The 25,373-nt window shown below is 60.0% G+C and carries 24 protein-coding genes; 11 read left to right on the forward strand and 13 right to left on the reverse strand.

Annotation, left to right across the window (positions count from 1 at the left end; genetic code table 11):
• Positions 1-156 precede the first annotated feature (156 nt).
• The 3 genes from msrB (at position 157) to PseuLF5_RS16165 (ending at position 1,702) form a co-directional block, all read left to right on the forward strand.
• Positions 157-552 (forward strand): peptide-methionine (R)-S-oxide reductase MsrB, encoded by a 396-nt coding sequence (gene msrB / locus PseuLF5_RS16155; protein WP_123466517.1) that lies wholly within the window; start codon positions 157-159, stop codon positions 550-552.
• Positions 553-758: 206 nt separating this feature from the next.
• Positions 759-1,244, forward strand: a complete 486-nt coding sequence (locus PseuLF5_RS16160) for a glutathione peroxidase (RefSeq protein ID WP_267804493.1) — start codon at positions 759-761, stop codon at positions 1,242-1,244.
• Positions 1,241-1,702, forward strand: a complete 462-nt coding sequence (locus PseuLF5_RS16165) for a MarR family winged helix-turn-helix transcriptional regulator (RefSeq protein WP_123466513.1) — start codon at positions 1,241-1,243, stop codon at positions 1,700-1,702. The genes PseuLF5_RS16160 and PseuLF5_RS16165 overlap by 4 nt, the downstream gene beginning before the upstream one ends.
• Here PseuLF5_RS16165 and PseuLF5_RS16170 read toward each other — a convergent pair.
• A complete protein-coding gene (locus PseuLF5_RS16170) occupies positions 1,686-4,007 on the reverse strand; it encodes a hybrid sensor histidine kinase/response regulator (protein WP_340133998.1) in 2,322 nt (773 codons plus the stop codon). The genes PseuLF5_RS16165 and PseuLF5_RS16170 overlap by 17 nt on opposite strands.
• A 166-nt stretch (positions 4,008-4,173) precedes the next feature.
• On the opposite strand from PseuLF5_RS16170, the gene PseuLF5_RS16175 reads away from it, so the two are divergent.
• Positions 4,174-5,064 carry an ATP-binding protein gene (locus PseuLF5_RS16175; RefSeq protein ID WP_123466509.1) on the forward strand — a complete coding sequence of 297 codons (891 nt, stop codon included), beginning with the start codon at positions 4,174-4,176 and terminating at the stop codon, positions 5,062-5,064.
• A complete protein-coding gene (locus PseuLF5_RS16180) occupies positions 5,061-5,543 on the forward strand; it encodes a GAF domain-containing protein (RefSeq protein ID WP_123466508.1) in 483 nt (160 codons plus the stop codon). The genes PseuLF5_RS16175 and PseuLF5_RS16180 overlap by 4 nt, the downstream gene beginning before the upstream one ends.
• On the opposite strand, the gene PseuLF5_RS16185 is transcribed toward PseuLF5_RS16180, so the two are convergent.
• From PseuLF5_RS16185 to PseuLF5_RS16220, 8 genes are all read right to left on the reverse strand, one after another.
• Complete coding sequence (locus tag PseuLF5_RS16185) at positions 5,544-8,489, reverse strand: HD domain-containing phosphohydrolase (RefSeq protein WP_340133999.1); 2,946 nt, start codon at positions 8,487-8,489, stop codon at positions 5,544-5,546. It abuts the gene before it with no gap.
• Positions 8,490-8,537: 48 nt separating this feature from the next.
• Positions 8,538-12,179: a transporter substrate-binding domain-containing protein gene (locus PseuLF5_RS16190; protein ID WP_340134001.1), complete on the reverse strand. Its 3,642-nt coding sequence runs from the start codon at positions 12,177-12,179 to the stop codon at positions 8,538-8,540.
• 8 nt (positions 12,180-12,187) lie between these two features.
• Complete coding sequence (locus tag PseuLF5_RS16195) at positions 12,188-12,814, reverse strand: response regulator transcription factor (protein WP_123466502.1); 627 nt, start codon at positions 12,812-12,814, stop codon at positions 12,188-12,190.
• Positions 12,815-13,201: 387 nt separating this feature from the next.
• Positions 13,202-14,530, reverse strand: a complete 1,329-nt coding sequence (locus PseuLF5_RS16200) for a deoxyguanosinetriphosphate triphosphohydrolase (protein ID WP_128615821.1) — start codon at positions 14,528-14,530, stop codon at positions 13,202-13,204.
• A gap of 69 nt (positions 14,531-14,599) precedes the next feature.
• On the reverse strand, positions 14,600-15,763 hold the full coding sequence (locus tag PseuLF5_RS16205) for an EAL domain-containing protein (protein ID WP_340134002.1): 1,164 nt from the start codon (positions 15,761-15,763) through the stop codon (positions 14,600-14,602).
• Positions 15,764-15,888: 125 nt separating this feature from the next.
• Positions 15,889-16,227 (reverse strand): hypothetical protein, encoded by a 339-nt coding sequence (locus tag PseuLF5_RS16210; RefSeq protein ID WP_186746440.1) that lies wholly within the window; start codon positions 16,225-16,227, stop codon positions 15,889-15,891.
• A complete protein-coding gene (locus tag PseuLF5_RS16215) occupies positions 16,224-16,610 on the reverse strand; it encodes a phage holin family protein (RefSeq protein ID WP_123466494.1) in 387 nt (128 codons plus the stop codon). The genes PseuLF5_RS16210 and PseuLF5_RS16215 overlap by 4 nt, the downstream gene beginning before the upstream one ends.
• A gap of 2 nt (positions 16,611-16,612) precedes the next feature.
• Complete coding sequence (locus PseuLF5_RS16220; RefSeq protein ID WP_123466492.1) at positions 16,613-16,927, reverse strand: DUF883 family protein; 315 nt, start codon at positions 16,925-16,927, stop codon at positions 16,613-16,615.
• A gap of 305 nt (positions 16,928-17,232) precedes the next feature.
• Here PseuLF5_RS16220 and PseuLF5_RS16225 point away from each other — a divergent pair, with 305 nt between their 5' ends.
• A complete protein-coding gene (locus PseuLF5_RS16225; protein ID WP_340134006.1) occupies positions 17,233-18,441 on the forward strand; it encodes an ammonium transporter in 1,209 nt (402 codons plus the stop codon).
• On the opposite strand, the gene PseuLF5_RS16230 is transcribed toward PseuLF5_RS16225, so the two are convergent.
• The gene (locus PseuLF5_RS16230) at positions 18,438-20,150 is read right to left on the reverse strand and encodes a cation:proton antiporter (protein ID WP_340134008.1); all 1,713 of its coding nucleotides are present in this window, start codon (positions 20,148-20,150) and stop codon (positions 18,438-18,440) included. The two genes, PseuLF5_RS16225 and PseuLF5_RS16230, sit on opposite strands and share 4 nt — an antisense overlap.
• A 208-nt stretch (positions 20,151-20,358) precedes the next feature.
• On the opposite strand from PseuLF5_RS16230, the gene PseuLF5_RS16235 reads away from it, so the two are divergent.
• The 3 genes from PseuLF5_RS16235 to PseuLF5_RS16245 all read left to right on the forward strand — a co-directional run bounded on the left by PseuLF5_RS16235 (position 20,359) and on the right by PseuLF5_RS16245 (position 21,976).
• Positions 20,359-20,595, forward strand: a complete 237-nt coding sequence (locus tag PseuLF5_RS16235) for a glutaredoxin family protein (protein ID WP_123466486.1) — start codon at positions 20,359-20,361, stop codon at positions 20,593-20,595.
• A gap of 101 nt (positions 20,596-20,696) precedes the next feature.
• Complete coding sequence (locus PseuLF5_RS16240; RefSeq protein WP_123466484.1) at positions 20,697-21,014, forward strand: transcriptional regulator; 318 nt, start codon at positions 20,697-20,699, stop codon at positions 21,012-21,014.
• A 71-nt stretch (positions 21,015-21,085) separates the two neighbouring features.
• Complete coding sequence (locus tag PseuLF5_RS16245) at positions 21,086-21,976, forward strand: pseudouridine synthase (RefSeq protein ID WP_128615825.1); 891 nt, start codon at positions 21,086-21,088, stop codon at positions 21,974-21,976.
• Between the two features lie 79 nt (positions 21,977-22,055).
• Here PseuLF5_RS16245 and PseuLF5_RS16250 read toward each other — a convergent pair whose 3' ends face one another.
• Together PseuLF5_RS16250 and mobA are read right to left on the reverse strand one after the other, a co-directional pair.
• Positions 22,056-22,277 (reverse strand): YgdI/YgdR family lipoprotein, encoded by a 222-nt coding sequence (locus PseuLF5_RS16250; RefSeq protein ID WP_007908660.1) that lies wholly within the window; start codon positions 22,275-22,277, stop codon positions 22,056-22,058.
• A 78-nt stretch (positions 22,278-22,355) separates the two neighbouring features.
• Positions 22,356-22,958: a molybdenum cofactor guanylyltransferase MobA gene (mobA, locus tag PseuLF5_RS16255; RefSeq protein WP_222832366.1), complete on the reverse strand. Its 603-nt coding sequence runs from the start codon at positions 22,956-22,958 to the stop codon at positions 22,356-22,358.
• 81 nt (positions 22,959-23,039) lie between these two features.
• Here mobA and moaB point away from each other — a divergent pair, with 81 nt between their 5' ends.
• Positions 23,040-23,579, forward strand: a complete 540-nt coding sequence (gene moaB / locus PseuLF5_RS16260) for a molybdenum cofactor biosynthesis protein B (RefSeq protein WP_123466480.1) — start codon at positions 23,040-23,042, stop codon at positions 23,577-23,579.
• Positions 23,563-24,789, forward strand: a complete 1,227-nt coding sequence (locus PseuLF5_RS16265; protein ID WP_340134010.1) for a molybdopterin molybdotransferase MoeA — start codon at positions 23,563-23,565, stop codon at positions 24,787-24,789. Before moaB ends, PseuLF5_RS16265 begins: the two co-directional genes overlap by 17 nt.
• Before the next feature lie 61 nt (positions 24,790-24,850).
• Here the strand turns inward: PseuLF5_RS16265 and PseuLF5_RS16270 are convergent, their stop codons facing one another.
• Entirely contained in the window at positions 24,851-25,159 is a 309-nt protein-coding gene (locus tag PseuLF5_RS16270) for a hypothetical protein (RefSeq protein ID WP_259741330.1), read from the reverse strand.
• Positions 25,160-25,373 lie beyond the last annotated feature (214 nt).

Here is a 25,373-nt window from a genome sequence, read left to right on the forward strand (position 1 = left end):
TTCGCACAGGCGGAGTCTTGCGCCGTGGCGCCGAGAATCCGTTTGAATGCGCCCGGTCTGACTGCCAGACTGGCGTGTGACGAGGCGCAATCATACGTGCCACCCGATCCGTGGAAAAGGTACAGATCGGGCTTTTTCAGCCGCTGAGGTGTGATGATGGAAAAGTTGGAAAAAACCCTGGAAGAATGGCGTGCGATGCTCGACCCCGAGCAATACAACGTGTGCCGTCTGAGTGCCACCGAACGACCGTTCTCCGGCAAATACAACGCCACCAAAACCGACGGTGTTTATCACTGTGTCTGCTGTAACGAGCCGCTGTTCGATTCCACGACCAAATTCGATTCCGGCTGCGGCTGGCCGAGCTTCTACGCGCCGATCGGCGCAAGCGCCATGACCGAAATCCGTGACACCAGCCACGGCATGATTCGCACCGAAGTGAAATGCGCCCGTTGCGATGCGCACCTGGGGCACGTATTCCCGGACGGCCCGCCGCCGACCGGTTTGCGTTATTGCATCAATTCGGTGTGCCTGAACCTTGAACCGCGCGAATGAACTTCACGTTTGAACGGTTTGATTGAACCTCGGCAGGAGCTGCCGAAGGCTGCGATCTTTTGATCTTCAAGACAAATCGAAAGATCGTCCGAATGCGGCCCGAGCCTTTGGCGGTTCCTGCGGGGAACGATTTCAAATATTAAATTGCACACAATTTAATTGCTCGCTATGTTTGGCCTTCGCCGATAACCCGAGGACCTCGTGCCATGAGCGACAACCTGCTGAATATTCCGTGCACCACCATCAAGGGTGAGCAAAAGACCCTGGCTGATTTCGCTGGCAAAGCGGTGCTGGTGGTCAATACCGCCAGCAAATGCGGTTTCACTCCGCAATACAAAGGCCTTGAGCAACTTTGGCAGACCTACAAGGACCAGGGCCTGGTCGTGCTGGGTTTCCCGTGTAATCAATTTGGCAAGCAAGAGCCGGGCAATGAAGGCGCGATCAGCGAGTTCTGCGAGCTTAACTACGGCGTCAGTTTCCCGCTGTTCAAGAAGATCGACGTCAACGGTGCCGCGGCCCATCCGCTGTTCGTGCAGTTGAAAAAACGTGCCCCGGGTGTGCTCGGCTCCCAAGGCATCAAGTGGAACTTCACCAAGTTCCTGATCGGCAAGGACGGCCAGTTGGTCAAGCGTTTCTCCCCGGCCACCAAGCCGCAGGACCTGACTGGCGAGATCGAAGCCCTGCTCAAATGAACCGCCTGCCCGTCGATTCGCTGAAGCTCGACAGCCAGTTGTGCTTCAAGTTGTATGCCGCGTCCCGGGCGGTGATTCGTGCTTACAAGCCGATGCTCGATGAGCTTGGCCTGACCTATCCGCAATACCTGGCGATGCTGGTGTTGTGGGAGTGGCAGGATTGCGCGCCGGAGCAACCGACGGTCAAGGCGCTGGGTGAGCGCCTGGCCCTGGATTCCGGGACGCTGACGCCCTTGCTCAAGCGGCTGGAGCAGTTGCAACTGGTGCAGCGTCGACGCTCGGCGCGCGATGAGCGTGAAGTGCACTTGAGCCTGACCCCGGCAGGTCAGGCACTGCGCGAGCAGGTCGGGCCGCTCAAGGCGCGCCTGCTATGCGACAGCGGGGTCGATCTGGATCGTCTCAACGACTTGCGCCACGGTCTCGATCATCTGCTGGGGCAGATCAAGGCGCTGTCGTAGCCGGAATCCATTGATCGAGCAGGGCTGCCAGTTCTTCCCGGCGGAACGGCTTGGCCAGATAGTCGCTCATGCCCGCTGCCCGGCAGCGTTCGCGTTCCTCGGACATGGCGTTGGCGGTCAGGGCGATGATCGGCAGGTCCGGCCAGCGTCCGCTCTGGCGGATCTGCCGGCTGGCTTCGTAGCCGTCCATCACCGGCATGTTGCAGTCCATCAGCACCAGATCGAACGAGTGATACTCCAGTTGATCCAGCGCCTCGGCGCCGTGGGCAGCCACCACGACGTCGCAGCCCAGTTTGCCGAGCATGCCCTTGGCCACCAGTTGGTTGACCGGATTGTCCTCGACCAGCAGCACCAGCCCGCGCCGCACGTTGGGGGTTGTCTCCAGGCGAGTATCGTGGATGGCCGCGGTGTCGGGTTGCAGGGTGCGGCGCAGATTCTGATAGAGCGCATTGCGTGCCAGCGGACGCGCCTGTTGCTGCAGTGGCGCAAGGGCCGCCGCTTCTTCGCTGGGCAGGAAACTGCCGTAAGCGGTCACCAGCAGGATCGGGGCGGTGAGGGTCGGACGCAGCCCGAACAGGCATTCCGGGCAATCGGTGATCAAAACGTCAGGCGTCAGACCGAGCAGTGAATCCTCGATGGTGCGTTGCTCGTATTCAAGGCCCCAGGCCGGCAGCAGGCTTTTCAGCAATTCGGCCAGGCCACTGCTGGCGGCGGTGATGGCCAGTACTTTGCCGTGCAATGGCGCGGGGGGCAGAGCCCGGGTGTGGCAGGGCAACGGCAGTTCGGCAGAGAACTGGCTGCCGAAGCCGGTCTCGGAGCTGATGGTCAGGCGCCCTTGCATCGCTTCGCACAGGTTGTACGTCAGCGCCAGTCCGAGCCCGGTACCACCGTACTGGCGCGTAATGCCGGCACCGGCCTGGGTGAACGGCTGGAAGATCCTGACCTGCGCTTCCTGGGCAATGCCGATACCGGTGTCGCAGACTTCGATGCGCACGCCGTCGTTACAGGTCGACAGGCGCACATCCACGCGACCGAAACGGGTGAATTTCAGCGCGTTGGACAACAGGTTGCTGACGATCTGCCGCACGCGGGTCGGGTCTCCCAGCACCAGCGCCGGGAAGTACGGATCGATCAGGCAGGTCAGTTCAACGCTCGGTGCGGCGTTCTGCGACAACAGGTTGGCCGTGTCCTCGATCAGCGAACCCAGATCGAACGGGATGTGCTCGAGCTCCAGTTGCCCGGCATCGAATTTCGACAGGTCGAGAATATCGTTGAGCAGTTCCACCAGCACCTTGCCCGAGTCGTGGGCGATCGAAAGCTGTTGCTGTTGCTCGGCATTCAACGGCCCGTCGAGGGACAGTGCGATCATCCCCAGCAGACCGTTGAGCGGCGTGCGGATTTCATGGCTCATGTTGGCGAGGAACGCCGATCGCGCTTCGGCCATTTCCAGTGCGGTGCGGCGGGCGACTTCGAGCTCCTCGTTGGACTGACTGAGCCGGGCATTGATTGCCTTGAGTTCGGCGGTGCGCGCCGAGACAATGTGTTCCAGTTGGCCGAGGTAGTCGGTCAGACGGTTTTCGGCGTTGCGCCGCTGCTGGATCTCGGTGGCGATATTTTCGAATTGTTGATTGGCCACTTTGACCAGCACACCGATTTCGTCATTGGCGTGTCCGCCCGGACAGATCAGTGAGGTCGGTTCGGCGCTGCGTGGATCGCGCCCGCTGAGTTCGCGAATCACCCGCACCAGCGGTTTGGTCAGCATCACGTAGAACAACGCCAGCAACAGGCCGGTGAGGATCAGGCTGCGGGCGAAACCGTTGAACAGGGTAATCTCGGCGCGGCGCAGAAAGCGGCTGCCGAATGCGTAGGTATCGACTTCAAGGCTCAACACCCCCAACGATTCGTTGGGCAGATGATCCAGGTACAGGCGATCCTCGAACTGGCGCTTGGCGCCGAACAGAAAATCGCTGATCACCCGGTAGCCGCTTTGCAGTTCCGGACGTTTGACGCTGGCCAGCACGTTACTGTTGTTGTCGGTCAGCTGCGCGGAGATGATCGCCGGTGAGCGCAACAGGCCCAGGGTGAGTTCCTGCGCGAGTTCGGCGTCGATGTTGTAGGCGATGCGTGATGCCGGATTGTGGCTGATTTCCAGCAAGGACAGGATTTCACGGTTGATGGAGGCGTCTTCGCTGGCATAATCGATGCCTATTTGCAGCAGACTGAGCAGCGTGCCCAGAATAAACCCGACCAGCACAGTCAGCCTGGCTTGCTTGTATGACAGCCGGTGGGTGAATTTGATATCCATGGGGTGTTGAACCACTTCCGTTTCCCTTCGCTGCTCAAGCATAGTCGATCATGTCTCGAAACCGAGGTTCCCGAATCGCCTTGTAACAAGGCGCGGTGCGGGATTATTGATCTGATTGTCGTCGCTGGATCACCATCATCACTGTGAACGTGCCCGAGGAGAAGACGTGGATTCCCGATTGAATGCTTTTCTTGAGCGCGCCGAGTCGGTTCTGGCGCGGATCGAGCCGCTGTTGCCGGCACCGCGTCCCGTCATTGACTGGAGCACCTGCCTGGCGGCGCGCTGGCAGCGCGACGGGCGCAGCGGGTATCTGCTGCCGCTGGAAGTCAGTCTCGACATGCGCCTGAGCGACCTGATCGGTGTTGATCGGCAGCTTGAGCAACTGGGTCGCAACACACAGCAATTCCTTGACGGCATGCCGGCCAACCATGCCTTGCTCTGGGGCTCGCGCGGTACCGGCAAATCGTCGCTGGTGCGGGCGCTGCTCGCCGAACACGCCGGGGCGGGTCTGCGCCTGATCGAAATCGAGCGTGACCATCTGGCCGACCTGCCGCGTGTGGTCGAGCAGATCGCCAAGTTGCCGCAACGGTTCGTGCTGTTCTGTGATGACTTGTCGTTCGAGTCCGGTGAAGGCGATTACCGCGTGCTCAAAAGTGTGCTCGACGGCTCGCTGGAGCAGGCGCCGGATAACGTCTTGCTGTACGCCACTTCCAACCGCCGCCATCTGGTGCCGGAGAAGGAAAGTGACAACGAAAACTGGAAACGCGTCGATGGTGAGCTGCACCCCAGCGAGGCCGTGGAAGACAAGATCGCGCTGTCGGACCGTTTCGGTCTATGGCTGTCGTTTTACCCGTTTACCCAGGAGCATTTCCTCAACGTCGTCGAGCACTGGATCGGTCAGTTGGCCGCCAAGGCCGGTTTGAGCTGGCAGCGCGACGAAGCACTGGACATCCTCGCCGTGCGTTGGGCCACCGGCCGCGGTAACCGCAACGGACGTTGCGCGTACCAATTCGCCCGTTACTGGGTGGGACTGAAATTGTTGGAGCACAAGGCATGATTGATTTGCAACAAAGCGGCCAGGGCCTCGAAGGCTATGGCATGTTGGCCGCGCAACTGGAATCGCTGCTGGCGGACGAGCGCGACTTCATCGCCAACGCCGCGCAGTTTTCGGCGTTTCTGTTCAACCAGCTCGAGGACCTGAACTGGGCCGGTTTCTACCTCAACCGCAACGAAGAGCTGGTGCTCGGCCCGTTTCAGGGTCAGATCGCCTGCGTGCGCATTCCGTTTGGACGCGGTGTGTGCGGCGCGGCAGCTGCCAGTCGGCAAACCCAGCGGGTGGAAGACGTGCATGCGTTTCCCGGCCATATCGCCTGCGACAGCGCCTCGAACAGTGAGCTGGTGGTGCCGTTGGTCAAGGATGGCCGTTTGATCGGCGTGCTCGATCTCGATAGCCCGAAGCTGGCGCGCTTTGGCGTCGACGATCAGGCCGGCATTGAGCAACTGGCGGCGATTTTCCTGCGCCTGACCGACTGCTGATCAAGCGCTGAGGCCAGCCTTGCGCAACAGGCTGGCGGTATCCACGGCATCAATCTGCTGTGGATCGAGAAAGCGCGTGGCGTACTGCAGGTAGACGCCATCGCTGATGAACAGGCCGAACAGCGGCGCATCAATGTGCGCTTCGCGACACATGGTGGCCATGATCCCCAGCGCTTCGCTGAGGGTCTTGGCCTTCTTGTAGGGGCGATCGGCCGCCGTTAACGCTTCGAAAATATCGGCAATCGCCATCATCCGCGCCGGCAGGCTCATGTCTTCGCGCTTCAGGCGTTTCGGGTATCCGGTACCGTCCATTTTTTCGTGATGACCGCCGGCGATTTCGGCGATGCTGTCCAGATGGCCGGGGAAGGGCAGGTGGCTGAGCATCATGATCGTCTGCACCATGTGATGATTGATGATGTAGCGCTCCTCACGGGTCAGTGTGCCGCGGGTGATGCTCAGGTTGTACAGTTCGCCGCGATTGTATTTATAACGTGGCACGTCTAGCTTGAACCCCCATGGATTGTCGTCGGGAATCAACTCGTTCTTGTCTCGTTCGAACAAATGTTCGGGCTTGTCCGCCAATAACTTTTCGCGAACCGGCAGGGTCGATGCCGGTGTTTGTGCCTGACGCCTGTTTTCTGCCCACGACACCCCCAGACGGTCATCCAGGGTGCGCATCCAGGTGCGTTGGGCAAGGTCGTTGAGGCGTTCGAGATCCGCTTCGGCCATCGCCTCACTGCCAAGATTGCAGCGCGCGACGAAGGCAAAATCGTCGTCCAGCGCGCTCAGCGTGGCATCTCGCTCTTGCGCCAGTGTTGTCGCGTCAGCACCGAGCGCCAGTGCCTGCCAGTAGCTGATCCACGCATCGCGCTTGAGCACCTCGAAGCGGGTGCGGATCTCGTGGATGCGGTCGTTGATGGTTTCCAGTTTGGTGGCTTTATCGACGACGTATTCCGGCGTCGTGACCTTGCCGCAATCGTGCAGCCAGGCAGCGATGTGCAGGGCTTCCCATTCATCCTCGGTCGGCCGATAGGCGCTGAACGCCGGGGCCTGACTGGCCGCGGCGGCCTGGGCCAGCATCAGGGTCAGCTCCGGCACGCGTTGGCAATGGCCGCCGGTGTAGGGGCTCTTGGCATCAATGGCGCCGGCGAGCAGTTGAATGAACGCATCCAGCAACTGTTTCTGTCTGGCTTGCAGACGCTGGCTTTCGATACTCACGGCGGCGGCACCGGACACCGCTTGCAGGAACGCGATGCGATCAGGCTGCAGTTTTTCCAGATCCGCCGCCGTGCCGCTGTCGTTGACCAGCAGAATCAGCAGGCCGATGGTTTCATCGTGGCGGTTGTGCAGGCGGATGCCGATCATATGAACGCGCGGCGCTTGCATGGCCAGCAGGACTTGCTGCAGATCCGCCGCCTGATCGAAACCCAGATCGCTGACCAGGCTGTTCGCACCGATCAGTTGCCTGAACCACATCGGGCCGTGGTCCTGTTGCAGGTCATGCGCCTGAATGTCGAAGTTCTCCAGGGGCTGCGGCGTGCCATTGATCACCAGCCCGTAAGGCACCATGCGCGTGTCGTCATTGTCGCGCAGATAAATCAGGCCGGCCTGGGCCTGGGCGATCCCCACGGTTTCGAACAGCACCCTGTGCAGCAACGGTGCGAAACGGGTTTCCGCGCACAGGCTGTCGGTGATGCGGAAGAAGCTCGCCAGCGTGTCTTTCATCTGCGCCATCGACACGCTCAACTGATCGACTTCCAGCACGGGTGAGCGTCGGCTCAGGGGAAAGTTGAAATCGAAGCTGCGGATTGCGTCTGCTTCCTTGACCAGCGCATGCAAGGGTTTGACCAGAATCCGCGAGATCAGCCAGCCCAGCGGCAGACACAGCAACAACGTGGCCAGGGTCACCAGTGCGCCTTGCCAGCGCATGCGATAGGCGTCGACCAACAGTTCGTCTTCGGGCACCAGCAGCGCCAGTTGCAGGCCTTTCGGCCCACCTTCCTGCATGCTGCTGCGGGCGACGATCCATTGCCGGCCATCGGCCTGCAGGCGCTTGCCAGGGTTGTCTGTCGTCAGCAGCACGTGCAGCCCGGGGCTCAGATCAGCCACTTTGGCCTGGCGTGCGTTGCGATCATCGACAATCAAGCGATCGCTGTCGGGGTAAGCCACGACGTTGCCATCGGCATCGAACAGGGCAATCTCGGTCGACGGGGTGACCCGGTGCTTGATCAGGGTGGCCGACAGTGTGGCCAGGGTCAGATCGGCACCGATCACGGCGCGCTCTCCACTGCGCCGGGCCAGCGTGGTGCCGATATTGTGGGTGGAGAAAAACACGTAGGGTTCAGTGGTGATCTGACCGGGTTGCCGGCGTGCATCGGTAAACCAGGCACGACTGCGCGGATCGTAGGCGTCGTCGCGGTTCTCCAGGCGGCTGACCGGCTGCAAGGCCTGATCGAAGAACAGCGATTGCGAGTGCGGCGTGCCCTGCGCGTCATGCTCGATGCTCCAGACTTGATAGCTTGCAGTATCCGGAGCCTTGAACCGTGTTTTCAGGGCAGCGTCGCGCAGCGGCCGGACCATGAAAAAATCGCCGTTGCTGTAACCCAGGTACAAGGAGGCGAGGTTGGGGTTGTCCGTCAGTGACTGGGCGAAGGGTTTGAGCAACGGCAAGCGTTCTTCAAGGCGCTGGGCCTGAGTGGCCGGGTTGTCCGCCAACAGACTGAGCACATGGCGGATCGGCTGGTAGGTTGCGCGCAGGTCCAGGCGTACATCCTGTTCGATACGGTTGAACAGTTGTTCGCTGCTCGACAGGATGATTTTCGTGGTCTGGTGATAATTGAACAGGCCCAGCACGATGCCAGTGAGCAACAGGAGAAACGTGAACATGACGCTGATGTGCACGTGCAGCGGGAACCGGCGTTGCTCCGGGCGCAGTGGGCTGGGCATTTCAGGCTCTCCATGATGGTTAACTCACTGCTCAGCGTTCAAGCATAGTTAAGGCAGGCTCATCGTGCTTCGATCCGCGAGGGCAAGTTGTTGCCGTAACGCCTGTTCGAGTTCGAGCATGGCCCGGTCAGTCGCCGCGCAATGGCGGGCGATGTCTTCGCTCGACAATGCGTGTGCGCAGGCCTGTTCGAGTGCATCGCAACAGGCAATCACCCGCGCAGCCTGGGCGATGCGGGCAGCGCCCTTGATTTTGTGGGCGACGATTGCCAGTGCGCCGAGATCGGAGGCGGACGACAGCGCGAGCAGTTCCTCCCGGTCAAGACGACTGCTCTTGAGCAGTTCAACCAGCAGGCGCCGAGCCTGCGTCGGGTCGCCACCGCACAGCAGATTCAGACTTTGCAGGTTGAAGGCCGGCGGTTGTGCCTTCGGGGTCATGCCATCGACCCATTGGCCGAGCACGCTCAGACTCAAGGGTTTGAACAGGCAGTCGTCCATGCCGGCCTGTTTGCAGCGCTGAACTTCCTCGGGCTGCGCATTGGCCGTGAAACCCAGCACGGTGCAGGGCGAGCAGCGCGTGAGCAGCTCATGCTGACGAATGGCGCGAGTCAGTTCATAGCCGTTCATCAAGGGCATGTTGCAGTCAACGATGACCAGGTCGAACTGGCCGGCCTTCCATTGCTCAAGGCCAATGCTGCCGTTCTCGGCAATGCTGAAACGATGCCCGAGAAACTCCAGTTGCTGACACATCAACAGGCGATTGGCGGGGTGATCGTCCACCACGAGAACGTTCAGCGGCGTCGGCGCAGTCTTGATTGATGGCACCTGTTGAGGGGGGCTCGCCTGGGCCGGCAGGGTTTGCAGGGGCAGAGAAACGCAGACCTGCGTGCCGATGCCTGGCTGGCTGCTCAATTGCAGATGGCCTCCCATCATTTCGCAGAGGTTGCGACTGATCACCAGACCGAGGCCGGCGCCACTTCTGGCCTGCTGACTGCTGTTTGGCGCCTGGGCAAAGGGTTCGAACAAGCGCTGCTGATCCTCGGCACTGATGCCGACGCCGCTGTCCTGCACGGTCAGTTGCATCAGCGCATGGGCAGGGGCCTCGGTTTGCATGAGGTCGAGGGTGATTCTGATCTGGCCTTGCTCGGTGAACTTGATGGCGTTGCTGATCAGATTCGACAGGACCTGCTTGAAACGCAGGGGATCCAGTTGCACGTCGACCGCGAGGTCCGGCGGATTGAAGTACGTGTGCAGGGCCAGGCTCTTCTGGCGTGCAAGACCGTCGAAGATTCGGGTGACGGACGCCACGGTTTCGACCAGGTTGACCCGCTCCGGACACAGACTCAGGCGTCCGGATTCGATCCGGGCAATGTCGAGAATGTCGCCGATCAGACCGAGCAGGTCTTTGGCCGAGTGGTAGGCGGTATCGATGGATGTTCGGTCCGGGTGCTGTTGATCCATGCGTCGGAGTGTCAGTTCGAGCATGCCGATCACCGCATTCATCGGTGTGCGGATCTCGTGGCTCATGGTGGCCAGAAACGTGCTTTTCGCCCGGTTGGCTTCATCGGCGCGTTCTTTGGCCGCGCGCAGTTCCTCGAAGAGCTGGCGGCGCTCACTGATGTCGATCCAGCCACCGATGACGCCTTTGACGGCTCCACTGGAATCACGATACGGGAGAATCCAGTGATAGATGGTCAGGCGGCGGTTGCCGATGTGCAGGGGGCGGTCAAGTATCAACGGCGTGCCTTCGGCTACGACGCGGCGGTAATCGGCCTCAAAGGCCTGGGCTTCGAACGCGTTGCTCAGGGAGCCCTCAATCACGCTTTTGCCGATGACGTCTTCGCGCCTGGCGTTGAATGCTTCGAGGTAGCTGTCATTGCAGCTTTGCAGCAGGCCTTCGCGATCGCGAACGTAAATGGGGTGCGGTGTGCCGTTGACCAGCGAGCGCATGAACTCGAACTGATCGTTCAGGGCGCGCTCGGCTGCCTGGCGTTGCTTGATCTGGTGACGCATGTAGGCGTTCCACGCCAGTAACAGCAGGAGAACCAGCCCGGCGGCGCCGATCACTTGATAAAACAGGCGCTGATAATTGCGCCAGATATTCTGCGAGGTGGAGTAGCCGCGCCAGCGACCGTTGATCACCCCCAGTTCCTCGGGGGCGATGCTCAGCAACGCCTTGTTGATGATCGAGACCAGTTCGGTGTTGTCCCGCGCTGTTGCCAATGAGAACGCGGCCTGGCTGGTGCCGATGGTGGTGGTGATTTGCAGCGCCTGATCAAAGATCCGCGAAGAGATGAAATAGTTGGCGATCACCAGTGAGTTCACCGCGCCATCGACATGCTTTTCGGCGAGCAGCGAGACCGCGCTGAAGGTGTCCGGCGTCTCGATCAACTGGATGAGAGGAAACTCCCGGCGCAAGTACTCGACCATTGGATTGCCTTGGGCAATCGCCAGTTGTTTGCCCTTGAGCTGGCTCAGGTTTGTCGGACCATCGGCGCTCTTGCGGGTCAACAGGACATAGGAATTTTCCAGGTACGGGCGACTGAAGTTCAGGGTTCGCTCGCGTTCGGCGGACGGCAACAACGCGGCAATCAGATCGGCCTGGTGACTGTCTATTTGCCGGATCATTTCCGCGTCGTTGCGACTGCGCCGGATGTCGAAACGCAGGCCTGTGCGCAAACGGATCAGTTCGAGCAGGTCGGCGCTGATACCGCGTAAATTGCCGCCGCTGTCGAAGAACGTCAGCGGTGCCAGCGCTTCATTCACCACCACACTCACTACAGGGTGCTGTTTGATCCAGGTTTCTTCACGCTGGGTGAGTTGCAGTTTCTGGTCGGTCAGCAACAGGTCACTGCCGGCACTCCAGCGCTTGGCGATGTTATCGCGTTCGCTCCTGGGTACGGCATTGAGTACGGTGTCGATGATCGACAGCAACTGCGGATTGTTGCGCCGTATGGCAAAGCTGAATCCCCGGGTTTCCTGCTTGCCGAAATTGGCCATGCGCACGTTATTCAGGTAGCCCTTGTTGACCATGTATTGGGTGGAAACGATGTCGCCGAGAAACACGTCGGCCTGATCGAAGGCAACCGCATTGATGGCATTCTGGTAGGAGGGATAACAAGTGATGAGCGCTTTGGGGTACAGCGCCTTGACCTCGTGCAACGGCAGATAGTGATAGACCATGCTCAGGCGCAGTCCGGCCAGGCCTTGGGCCAGGGAGCGGGTTTCGTCTTCACGGGTGACCAGCGCCGGCTGATCCCTCGCGTAGGGCACCGTCAGCGCGAGGTTCGCGTTGCCCGCCTCGAAAGCGTTCGCGGTGCCGAGCAGATCGATCTGGCCATCGACCAGGGCGCGTATCGCTGCGTCCCGGGAGGCAAAGCGCATGACACGGATCGGCAAGCCGGTGGCCTGACTGAGGAGTCCGGCGTAGTCGGCCGTCAGACCTTCGTAGTCCTTGCCGCTGACAGTCATGTCAAAAGGCGGATAGTCGGGTGCAGAGGTGCCCAGTATCAATTCTTTACGAGCACTCAGCCACACGCGTTGGGACTGTTCGAAGATGACCGGCACCGCCTCGCCTGAAGACCGGCTGAGCAGGGCATAGTCCGGTGCCGCGTTGGGCATGGCAAAGGCGTAGGTACTCAAAAAAAGAGCAACGCTCAACGCAACTAAATAGTCCTTTAAACGACTGGGCATGCGGGGTCTCACACGAGTGCGTTTCGTTTGGCCATCTCGATAAGTTCGACAAGGGATCTGGCTTTGAGCTTTTGCATCAACCGCTTCTTGTAAGTGCTGACGGTCTTGTTGCTCAAGAACATGCCCTTGGCGATTTCCTTATTGGTGCGGCCTTGTGCAAAGAGTTGAAGCACCATCAATTCGCGATCGTTGACGGACTTGAATAATTCCAGTTCGGCATAACGAATATCGTCGCTGCGAACCGGGTTCAATGCCTGACTGGGGAAATAGTTGTAGCCGGAAAGTACGGCTTTTATTGCACTGACCAGTTCGCTCAAGTCCTCTTGTTTACACACATAACCTGATGCGCCGGATTGCATGCAGCGAACGCCGAACAGCGTTGGACATTGAGCAGTGAGTACCAGGGTTTTCAATGGCGAACTCATGGCGTTGAATCGGGCCAATACCTCAAGGCCGTCGAGCTTGGGAATGCTGATGTCGAGAATGATCAGGTCTGGCATGCACTCGCGCACCATCTGCATGGCATCGACCCCGTTATCGGTTTCACCGACGACCTTGTAACCCTCATGCTCCAGCAGCATTCGAACGGCGAGACGGATGACCGGGTGGTCGTCGACAATAAAAACGGAGTTCATAATCAAATCCCATACAAGCACGAATAAAGGGCGCACCTTAGCTCAGATGAATGAGCACTCGCATGAACTGTCATGAACTCACTTGCGTTATCAGATAATTCCTACAACTAATGAGGAAAGGGACTACGACTAATCTGGGTTTGGCGTAAGGATGCTCAATTTTTTAATTGGCTTATAGTTGGCATTGGATGTTTTGCAAATGCGGCGGATTAATGGTTTTAGAGGGGCGGTTGGTGTTGTGTCAGTTGTTTATTATTTGTTTGTGTAAATGTCTGGGCGGTGAATAAAAATACCGCAGCCTTGGGGAAACAGCGTTGACCACTTTAACGCTGTACATGAAACAGCCCGTATTCAACCGGCCAAGAGCGCCGGCTGAATACGTCAGGATCAATGACTGGAGCGTCCGGTCATCTCCATGGCCATGTCGCTGGCGTAGCTGTCGGTCATGCCAGCGATAAAATCGATCATGCGCAGAAACGAGGTGTGCAACGAACCGTGTGGGTCCGGCGCATTGTTGCCCAGCAAGTCGAGGATGCGCCGGCTCTTGAAGGAAGGCGTACGGCCGTTGTGTTGCTCCAGGGCAGCCCCGCAGAAGGCATTCAGCAGGATTTCCAGCGTCGTATAGGCGCCGATTTCGTGCAGGGTCTTGCGTTTGTCCTGGAAGATCTTCTTGCGGGCGATGTCCTTGGCGTTCAACACGCAACGCTTGGCCGGTCCGTGCATGTGCTCAACCAGATCGCCGTGCAGCGTGCCATCGAGCAGTGCATCCTGCTGCTCGACGAAGGCCCGGGCCGCAGCATTGGTCAAATGTTCGATGGCCTTGCCGCGCAGAATCGCCAGTTTGCGTCGGCGCGAATCCTGCGGACCGAGTTGCCGGTAGGTTTCCGGCAGGTCGTCACCGACCAGCCCCAGCAGCAGCGATTCGACTTCGCTGTAATCGAGCAGGTCCATCTCCAGACCATCTTCGAGGTCAATCAGCGCGTAGCAGATATCGTCGGCGGCTTCCATCAGGTACACCAATGGATGCCGCGCCCAGCGCTGGTCTTCCAGTTGAGGCAGGCCGAGCTTGTGGGCAATTTGCTCGAGTAACGGCAACTCGCTCTGATAGCAGCCGAACTTGTGCTTCTTGTAGCCGAGGGAGTCGGCGTGACGCGCGGTCCACGGGTACTTCAAATACGTGCCGAGGGTGGCGTAGGTCAGTCGCGTACCGCCGTCAAACTGATGGTACTCAAGCTGCGTGAGCACCCGGAAGCCTTGGGCATTGCCTTCGAAATTGAGGAAGTCAGCACGTTCTGCCTCGTTCATGCCATCGAGCCAACCGCGCCCGGCAGCCTGCTGGAACCAGTGGCGAATGGCATCTTCCCCGGAGTGGCCGAAGGGCGGATTGCCAATGTCGTGGGCCAGGCAGGCCGATTGCACGACCATTCCCAGATCGCTGGGGTCGCACCATTCGGGCAGGGCATTGCGCAGGGTTTCGCCAACGCGCATACCCAGCGAACGGCCCACGCAACTGACTTCCAGTGAATGGGTCAGGCGTGTGTGGATATGGTCGTTGCTCGACACAGGGTGCACTTGGGTCTTGCGCCCGAGGCGGCGAAAGGCACCGGAGAAAATGATGCGGTCATGGTCTTTGTGAAAAGGGCTGCGACCCAGTTCTTGCGGGCTGTGCAGCGGTTTTCCGAGGCGTTCGCGGTTGAGCAGGGTTTGCCAATCCAAGGCTGGTTCTCTCCGTCAAAGTGACTGTTGCCCTAGCTTCCCGGTTCATGCTGCCACCTGCAAGCGGAACTACAGCCCCGCCGCATCAATATCGATCAACAGCAGCCGCTCGCCGTTATCGAAAAACTGCCCGGCCGTCAGGCAGTACTGATTGCTGGTGGCATCGCGGTAGGTGCTGGACAGGGTCAGGCGACGTTCTTCCCAGCCCTCGGCCAGCAAATGATAGAAGTAGGGTCGCCATGACCAGTTATGCCCCAGGTACCGGTTGTCGGCGACCCAGCCATGGTGCCGCCACTCCAGGTTCGGAGTCAGCTGCGTACCGTGCCGGTCGCATTGGTAAAACCGCAGCAGCCAAGGAAACGCCTCCAGGTGGGGCAGGGCGCTGAGAGGTGCATGGGCCTGCGCCCAGCCCTGCAGGATCGCCATCAATTCCGCCAGTTGCTGGCGCATCCGCATCAAGCGCCCGCGCTCAGAGAGTTTCTGTTGGACATAACGCTGGCGCAACTCGGCGAAGCGCGGCACAAACGCGTCGGTAGCAAAAAAGGCTTCCTGCGCCCGCGCGAACAGAAAACCCTGCACATAACGTGAGCCGCACTCGAGGGCGAAATTCAGTTGGGCTTCAGTCTCGACGCCTTCGGCGATGATCCAGCAACCCGTCTTCTCGGCCATCTGTGCCAGCGCCTTGACCACGTCACTGCTCGGCCCGCCTCGTGCGGCGGCCTGGAACAGGCGCATGTCGAGTTTGAGGATGTCCGGCTGTAGCGCGAGCACGCGATCGAGTTGCGAGTAGCCGGCACCAAAGTCATCAATGGCGATTCTCGCCCCGGCCTCGCGGTAGCGGGCGACCACTTCGGCCAAACGCTGACTGTTGCCACCCAACTCGGTGATCTCGAACACAATGCGCTGCGCATCGACACCGTGACGCGCCAGTTGCTTGAGGCTGGGCAAGGCTTGATCGGGGCGCAGGCGACTGATCCAGCGCGGCGACATGTTCAGGCTGAGAAACCAGTCCGCCGGTGCTTGGTGCAAACGGCTCAGAGCGTTGTCGCGGATTTGCCGGTCGAGACGCCGCAGGGCGACTGCCGGCGTACGCGGATCGGCGAACAGCGGTCCGACCGAGGTCAGTTGACCGTCATTCTGGCGCAGACGACCCAGTGCTTCGACGCCTGCTATACGGCCGGTGGCGGTGTCGATGAAAGGCTGAAAGCAGGCGAGCGGTTGCCCGTCGATCACGGGGCCTCCTTAGTCGTTCTTGTTCTGATTGAACCCTGTCGACCGGGTAGGCGTACAGGATCGAACCTCTCGATAAAAGAGGTTCATCCCGGTGATATTGCAAGAATGCAGCCAGATGTGTCGGTTTAACGCTTGGCCGAGCTTTGCATGACCAGTTTGATCAGCGGCCCGAGGCTGGTCCCGAGTCGGATCAACCGCGTCAGGCCACTGATACCACCGCTTTTCGCGCCTTTGCCGGTAATGAAGCCCAGCAGGGTGACAGCGGCTACGCCCCATAACGGCGCGTGTTTGATGCCGAAGCCGTCGTGCAGGTTTTGCGTCATGCCGCGCACGCGCTGCAACGGTTGCAGGACCTGTCCGGCTTCGTGGCGGATTTCCTGGCGATGCATTTCCATGCGCAGGCGAATCAGCGCCTTGCGCATTTCCCGGCGCGAGCTGTTGTGAGGCAGTTCAGGCAGGCTCATGGCAACAGGCGCTCCCGGTCGTTGGCCAGCTCTTCCAGCGTACCGTGGAAGGGTGAGGATTCATCGAAGATCGCTGCCTTGAGGCGCAGCCCGCAGAAGATTGCCGCCAGGGTGTAGAACACGCACAGGCCGATAATCCCGGCCAGCCGGTAGGTGTCCCAGAGCAGGATCAACACCAGGGCTGACAGGCCGACCAGCAACAGCAGCGCAAACACCAGCGCCAGACCCGCAAACAACAACAGGCTGACGGTACGGGATTTCTGCTCCTGCAGCTCGATGCCGAACAATTCGACATGGCTGTGCAGCAAACCAAGGACAGCGGCGCCCAGACGCCGTGTGGAGGAGGCGGTGCCCGCAGTCGGGCCGGATTCACCGATCGACATGATCAGCGCCGAGTGGCCAGCAGGCCAATCAGGAAACCGACGCCAGCGGCGATACCGACCGACTGCCACGGATTGGCCGACACGTAATCCTCGGTGGCGTTGACCGCTGCCTGACCGCGATCACGCAACGTCTCTTCAGTCAGTTTCAGGGTCTCGCGGGCACGCAGCAGGCTGTCGTGAATCTGCTCACGCAACTCATCCGCCTGATCACCGGCCAGGGTCGCGGTGTGCTCGAGCAACCGTTCGGTGTCGGCAACCAACGTCTGGAAGTCGTTCATCAGGATTTCTTGAGCAGTCTTTGCCTTGATGCTGGCCATGGGTGGATCTCCGTAAGTGGCGTCTGAAGCGTTCGAGTATGAGCCTTGCGCGAAGGTTCATTACAAATGACTGGTACAACTTTTGCTGTGTGCTGGTGCGTCGTCCGGCAGTCGTGCGCTGTTGCCGGGCGTGCATGCCGGAAAACCTTAACTCAAATAATCCCGGTTCGTGTCAGGACATCGACCTCGTGCGCCAAAACGGTACAGCGAATCTGCGGATCCCTGACCGGGCGGTCGCAACTTGGTGCATGAAATGCCCGCATGAACCGCTTTGGTGCTCTTTTTTCCTTCAGGTCTGCCTCTCCATGGAAAATCTGCAAAGTGCTGTGGACACACTGGTGCACAGCTCCAATACATTGTTCATTCTGATCGGTGCGGTGATGGTGCTGGCGATGCACGCCGGTTTCGCTTTTCTGGAGGTCGGTACGGTTCGCCAGAAAAACCAGGTCAACGCGTTGTCGAAAATCCTCAGTGATTTTGCCGTCTCGACCCTAGCCTATTTCTTTATAGGCTATTGGATCTCCTACGGTGTGACGTTCATGCAGCCAGCGGCCGTTTTGAGCGCTGATCATGGGTATGGGCTGGTGAAGTTTTTCTTCCTGCTGACTTTCGCCGCAGCGATCCCGGCGATCATTTCCGGCGGCATCGCCGAGCGTGCCCGGTTTGTTCCGCAGTTGTGTGCCACGGCGTTGATTGTGGCGTTCATCTATCCGTTTTTCGAGGGGATGATCTGGAACGGCAACTACGGCCTGCAAGCCTGGTTGACCGCGCAGTTTGGCGCGGCCTTCCATGATTTCGCCGGTTCCGTGGTGGTGCATGCCATGGGGGGATGGCTGGCGCTGGCAGCGGTGCTGCTGCTCGGCCCGCGCAACGGCCGTTACCGCGATGGAAAACTGGTGGCGTTCGCGCCGTCGAGCATTCCGTTTCTGGCGCTGGGCTCGTGGATTCTGATTGTCGGCTGGTTCGGCTTTAACGTGATGAGTGCGCAGACCCTGCAGGGCGTCAGTGGCCTGGTGGCGGTCAACTCGTTGATGGCAATGGTCGGCGGCACGGTGGCGGCGTTGATCGTCGGACGCAATGACCCGGGTTTCCTGCACAACGGCCCGCTGGCCGGACTGGTGGCGGTTTGCGCGGGCTCCGATCTGATGCATCCGGTCGGCGCGCTGCTGACTGGGGCGATTGCCGGGGCGCTGTTTGTCTGGTGCTTTACCGCCGCGCAGGTGAAATGGCGCATCGACGACGTGCTGGGCGTGTGGCCATTGCACGGTTTGTGCGGGGTGTGGGGCGGTATTGCCTGTGGCATCTTCGGTCAGGCGGCGCTTGGCGGTCTGGGCGGTGTCAGCCTGATCAGCCAGTTGATCGGCAGCGCCCTCGGTGTGGCAGTGGCACTGATCGGCGGCTTCGCCGTTTACGGCGTGATCAAGGCGCTGCACGGATTGCGCCTGAGTCAGGAGCAAGAGTATTACGGCGCCGATCTGTCGCTGCACAAAATCGGCGCGGTGAGTCAGGATTAGGTTTCCACATCGTCGGCACCGGGATAAAAACCGTGCAACAGACGGTAGCGATCGATGCGCACCTGATCGACTTTCTCCTGCACCTGATGCGCCGGCAGACCCAGCATGATCAAGGCATGTGAGGCGAGCATCAGGCTCGACTCCAGCAGCTCCGGCACCACCTCGGTGGCGCCGGCGGCTTTCAGTTCCGCCCATTGGCTGTCGTCGCGCGTGCGCACCAGAATCGGCACATGGGCATTGAGCCGGCGTGCTTGCGTGAGGATGCGCAGCGCGACGTCACTCTGGTCCACGGCGATCACCAGCAACCTGGCACGCAGCAGGCCGACGGCGGTGAGCAGATCGCCGCGTGTCGAATCGCCGTAGTGCACGTCGCTGTCCCCGCTTGTGGCTTCCTGAACGCGCACCGGATCGTTGTCCAGCGCAATGTAAGGCTGTTGCGCGTTACGCATGAACCGGCCGATCGACTGGCCGACCCGTCCGTAGCCGCAGATCACCACATGCTTGTCGAGGTCGGCATTGAGCGCACTGATTTCTTCGATCTGCGCTTCCTGATTGGGCTTGCGGTGCAAGGTCGCGGCAATGCGCGGGGCTGCCCGCAGTAACAGCGGCGTCAGTACCATCGAGCAAAAGGTGGTTGCCAGCAGCAGGGCGCCCAACCTGTCGGGCAGCAGGCTGTTTTGTTGCATTTGCGCCATCAGCGCGAAACAGAACTCGCCACCCTGGGCGAGGGCCAGACCACTGCGCCAGGCCGTTTCGCTGTCGCTGCCGCGCCACTTCACCAAAAGGGCCACGACGAGGCCCTTGATCACCATCAAGCCCAGGGTGAGACCGAGGATCAGCAGGCTGTGACTGACGAACAGTTGCAGGTCGATCAGCATGCCGATGCTGACAAAAAACACCCCGAGCAAAATGTCACGGAAAGGCCGGATGTCCGCCTCGATCTGATGGCGATAATGGCTTTCGCCCAGCAACATGCCGGCGAGAAATGCGCCGAGGGCCGGCGACAGCCCCAGCAGGTGAGTCAGCCAAGCGGTCAGCAGCACGATCACCAGCGCCAGCAGCACGAACAATTCTGCCGAGCGTGACGCCGCCACTTCATGGAAAAGACGCGGCAACAACCAGCGGCTGGCCAGCAGCAGGCCGACAAACAGCAGCACGGTTTTCAACAACGTCAGTGGCAAGGCCCAGTACCACGCCTGAGTGCTGCTGCCAGCGAACACCGGCACCAACGTCAACAGCAGCACCGCGACCACGTCCTGAAACAGCAAGACACCCACGGCGTTCTGCCCGTGGCTGCTGAACACTTCACCGAGGCTGCCAAGTTCCTTGGTGACGATCGCCGTGGAAGACAACGAAAGCCCGGCGCCGAGCAGCAGCGCGGGCGTCGCGGACATGCCCAGCAGCATCAGCAACAGACCGAGCAGCGCCGTACTGATCAGCACCTGCTGACTGCCGAGACGGAATACCACCTGACGCAGGGCAATCATTTTCGACAGAGAGAATTCCAGGCCCAGCGAAAACAGCAGGAACACCACGCCCAGCTCCGCCACATCCGGCAGGTGTTCGCTCTGGTTGACCCAATCGAATGCGCTGGGCCCGACCAGCAAACCCACGCACAGGTAACCCAGCACGGGTGGTAGCCGCAGCCGACGAAACAGGGCAATCACCACGAGGGATGAGGCGAGGATAATCAACAGATTGGCAAACACTGGGCGCTCCGATGTCAGGTTTTGACCTCTCAAGCGTAGAGGCAAAAAGTCCGGGAGCATCGTGTAATTGGCTTCTGGGCGAACTGATTTGCGTCAGGGTTTTGCGCGCCAACCCCCTGCAGGAGGGTTACAGCCTTTGAGCGGCGTTGGCTCGACGGGTTTTCAGGCGCGGCCTAGAATAAGCCCACGAATTTTTGGTTGAGCGATCATGCTTCCTGAATGTCAGTTGTTCGGCACCCTGGGGTGTCATCTGTGCGAAGTCGCGGAATCCATGCTGATGGAGTTCGTCGAGCGCGGTCTGCTGGTGGAACTGGTGGATATCGCTGACGACGAGTCATGGTTTGAGGCCTACAGCCTGCGGATTCCGGTACTGCGCCGGGTCGATACCGGCGCAGAGCTGGGCTGGCCGTTCAGCGCGGATGAAGTCGTGGCCTTCTTGCGTTAATCATTCATCCCGCTGGTCGCAACGCTTATCCATCCCTTGGCACCTCGCGGCTTATTCGGTTACTGTATGTTCATACAGTAATTGAGTCAGAGGGACGAACCGTGGTCAATGTCGAACAGTTGAAGAACAGCGTGAACCGGATGTCGGTTGACGTGGTGCGCGAGGCCGTCCTCGAGTTGCGCCTTGACGGGCTGGTCACGGAAGGCAAGACGCCGTTCAACAAACTGCATTTCAACACCTGCTTTGCCGAGATCGAGGCCTTGTTTCAGCGGGCCGGGTACCACAAGCAGCTGGATGTGGTCGGCTATCAGGGCTTGCTGTACGCCTTGTATGATCCGGGGCGCTGGGAGGCTGTCGACGTGCTGCGCTGGCTCAAGGAGTTCACGGAGGCGGCTGCGCTCAAAACGATTCCGGCCTGAGGAATCTGCGCTAGGTTCGTGGCCTCCCGTGCTGGATAATCCCGGCCTGCATTGAGGGTTCGAATTTCCGTATGTCCACATCTCCATTTTCCGCTGCGCAGAATCAGGCCAGCACGCTTTATCTGCCGCCTGGTCACTGGCTGACCGTACTCGACTGCCTGTGCGATCACTTCAGCGCCATCGGCCGCGAGCAATGGCTGGACCGGATCGCCCGGGGCCGCGTGCTGGATGGTCAGGGACAGCCGATTGCAGTGGATCTGCCCTATAAGGAAGGCCTGCGGATTCATTACTTTCGCGAAGTGCCGGACGAAAAACCGATTCCGGTGATCGAGTCGATTCTGTATGCCGATAACCATCTGGTGGTGGCCGACAAACCGCATTTCCTGCCGGTGACGCCGGCCGGCGAGTATGTGGAGCAGACATTACTGCGCCGGTTGATCCGACGCCTCGACAATCCCCATCTGGTGCCGCTGCACCGGATCGACCGGCATACGGCGGGACTGGTGATTTTTTCCGCCAATCCGCAGTCCCGTTCCGCTTACCAGTCACTGTTCCCGACGCGGCAGATCGACAAACGCTATGAAGCCATTGCGCCGGCGCTGCCCGGACTGGAATTTCCCCTGATCCATAAAAGTCGCCTGGTCGATGGCGAACCGTTTTTCCGCATGCAGGAAGGGCCGGGCGTCAGCAACACCGAAACAGCGGTTGAGGTGCGTGAGAAAAACGGCGATCTATGGCGTTATGGCCTGTATCCGGTCACTGGCAAGAAGCATCAACTGCGGGTACACATGACTGCGTTGGGGGCGAGTATCTGCAACGATCCGTTTTATCCGGAGGTATTGAAAGATGTTGAGGATGACTACGCCAATCCGTTGAAGCTGCTGGCGCAAGGGCTGCGGTTTGTCGACCCGGTGACCGGTGAGTTGCGCGAGTTCGAGAGTCGAATCACCCTGCAGTGGTGATATCACCGGACTTTCCGAGCGCCCATGAAAAAGCCCGCATCGAATGCGGGCTTTTCTGTATCGGGTGTCGACCCGGAGCTTACAGCTCCTTAACGGTACGAACCTGATCCTTGTTGATGCGAGTTTCTTTGCCGTCCAGCTGTTTGAACTCGTAGAAGCCCGAATCATCATCGTATTTCGGGGTGTCGACGGCCTGGATTTCGCGACCGTCATTCAAGGTGATCACTGTTGGCGACGAGCAACCTGCGAGGGTAGCCAGGCCCAGTGCGAGCATGAAAGTGGCGAGGGTCCGTTGAGTCATGAGTGTGTCTCCGAATGGGAATTCTTTTGGTTACTGAGCTTGAGACGTATACAAGGCGTGAGAGTTCCTTGAATGGTGTCAGTCTGACACAGTGTTGTGCGAACTTAACAGTTCAGGGGTGTTGAGGTTGGCCAGCCGCGGGTCATTGTCCGGGCATTGCAACGCGGTGGCACCGAGACCGCGCATCACCCGGCCGGGGCTGCGTTCACCGGCGTTCCAGGCGGTTTCGAAGGCCGGCAGAAGGGCAACCGGAATCACGCAGAGCAAAGGTTCCCAATGTTCATCGTGGCGCAACATTAAAGGTTTTTCAGGTTGCAATTGAGCGGCTTCGCGCATGCTTTGCACGAGTGCCGCGTCGATTCGCGGCACATCGCACGGCAATACCAGCAAATGCGAATGGTGCGCGACTTTCAGGCCGGCACGAATGCCGGCCAGGGGGCCCGGAAAATCGCTTTCGTCATCCACCACCAATTGATCGGCGAACGGTGCGTACCGCTCGCGATTGCGATTGCAGGAAATGATCAAGTCATCGGTCAGATCACGCACCTTGCGCTGCAAATGGGCGATCAAAGGCTCGCCCAGCCACTCGACCAACCCTTTGTCCTGGCCACCCATGCGTTGGCCGCGTCCGCCTGCCAGGAGCAGGATGGAGCAGGGCGGCAATTGGGTATTCAGCGTCATGGCAGCTCTCCGGTAGGGCGGCGGGAAATGGGGGCGCTGTGATATAACACCGGGCTGTTTCCCCTACAACTGGACGAGCCTATGAAAGCCAAGGCTGATGTACCTTTCGTGCCGCTCAATATAGCGGTGTTGACGGTCAGCGATACCCGAACTCTGGAAACCGACACCTCAGGCCAGGTCTTCGTCGACCGCTTGACGGCCGCCGGCCATCTTTTGGCCGAACGGGTTCTGCTCAAAGATGATCTCTACAAAATTCGCGCGCAAGTTGCCAACTGGATTGCCGACGACGTTGTGCAGGTGGTGCTGATCACCGGCGGTACCGGTTTTACCGGGCGTGACAGCACGCCGGAAGCCGTTGCCTGTCTGCTCGACAAGCAGGTCGACGGGTTCGGTGAGTTGTTCCGGCAGATTTCGGTGGCGGATATCGGCACCTCGACCGTGCAATCGCGGGCGTTGGCCGGTCTGGCCAATGGCACGCTGGTGTGCTGCCTGCCGGGTTCGACCAACGCGGTGCGTACCGGCTGGGACGGGATTCTGGGTGAGCAACTGGATGCTCGTCACCGTCCATGCAATTTCGTCACCCACCTGAAGCAGGCGGCGCCTTGTGAATCCCGTGGGTAAGGCGGGCAAGACCGGTAGCTTGCTGCCTGTCGAGGTGGCGTTGGCGCGGTTGCTGGAAATGGCCGAAGCCACGCCCATCACAGAGCATGAGTATTTGCCTCTGGCGCAGGTCGAGGGGCGGGTGCTGGCTGAAGATCTGGTGTCGACCCTCGATTTGCCACCTTGGCCCAACAGTGCGATGGATGGTTATGCCCTCAACCTGGCGGACTGGACGGGGGAAGCCATGCCGGTCAGTCAAAAGGTGTTCGCCGGGCAGGCTCCGCAGCCATTGACCCCGGGGACCTGTGCGCGAATCTTCACGGGCGCACCAGTGCCACCGGGCGCCGATTGCGTGGAAATGCAGGAAAACGCCGAGGTTGGGGCGGATGGTCGCGTATGTTTCATCGAGACAATGGCGGTCGGGCAGAACATTCGTCCGCAAGGCCAGGAAACCACCGTCGGCGAGCTGATCCTGACGGCGGGGACCCGACTTGGCCCGATCGAGCAAGGTCTGTGCGCGTCGCTGGGGCGCGCCGGACTGAACGTCGTGCGCAAGGTGCGCGTGGCGGTGATCTCCACCGGCGATGAGTTGGTCGAGCCGGGTCAGGCGCTGGGGCCGGGGCAGATTTACAACAGCAATCGGGTGGTGCTCTGCAGTTGGCTGCAGCGCTTGGGCTGTGAGGTGGTCGATGCCGGTATTCTTCCGGATGACCTGGCCGCGACCCGCGCCCGCCTGGGTGAGCTGCTGGATGTCGATCTGATTCTTTCCACCGGCGGCGTATCGGTGGGTGAAGCGGATTTTCTGGGTATCGCCTTGCGCGAAGAGGGTGAACTGGCGCTGTGGAAACTGGCGATCAAGCCCGGCAAGCCCCTGACGTTCGGCCATTTCCGCAACCTGCCGGTCATTGGTCTGCCGGGTAATCCGGCCTCGACGCTGGTGACCTTTGCGTTGTTGACCCGGCCTTATCTGTTGCGACGCCAGGGTGTGCAGGATGTCGAGCCACTCAAGTTCACGGTGCCAGCAGGTTTTGTCTGGCCGGTGGCGGGCAGTCGGCGTGAATACCTGCGGGGCCGGCTCGAACTGGGACGGGCGACTATTTATCGCAACCAGAGCTCCGGTGTGCTTCGCAGTGCCGCGTGGGCAGATGGCTTGGTGGAAGTGCTGGAGGGCAGAACGTTGCTTGAAGGCGATGCGGTGGTCTTCATTCCGCTGAGCGACCTTTTGGGGTGACTCCCGTCTTGCAAAGGCAGGCTTCGATCAATACCAGCGAAGCCTGCCACGATTGGCCCGCTCAATGGCTGATCAAGGTTACGAGCTGGTCGAACCGGCTATTGGCTACCCAGCCCAGCAGCGCCAGCACAACAGCGGTTGCTCCTGCCGAGTAGGCCAATCGGTGCTTGATCGTTTTGACGTCACCGCGAACCTCGTCCATGTCCCGCCGAATGTATTTCAGGTGGGTTTCCAGCTCGGTCACACGAGGTTCCATATTCACTTCTCCAGCGGTTCTGGTGTTTTGCCCAAAACCGGATTTGATGTTCGCGTGTTGTTCTTCCAGACCGGGCACCGAACACACCGGTATTCTCGCCTCAAGGCTTCCCATGGGAAAAACCACCGGCAGTTTCAACGGTACGCTTGCTGACGCTTCCGGCGCTCGAACGCCAGGAGGTATTGGGGGTGTATCCACTCATTAAATGCACATCCGTGTGGTGTTGAATTGAAAATTGATACAGCCTGCGCACGTTGAAGCATTGGTCGAGGTGGGTCAATTAAGCCGATTCCGTATGTTTTGTACGAAAAAATACCGCTGTGTAGGA

The sequence above is a fragment of the Pseudomonas sp. LF-5 genome, assembly GCF_037626295.1.
GTDB lineage: Bacteria > Pseudomonadota > Gammaproteobacteria > Pseudomonadales > Pseudomonadaceae > Aquipseudomonas > Aquipseudomonas monsensis.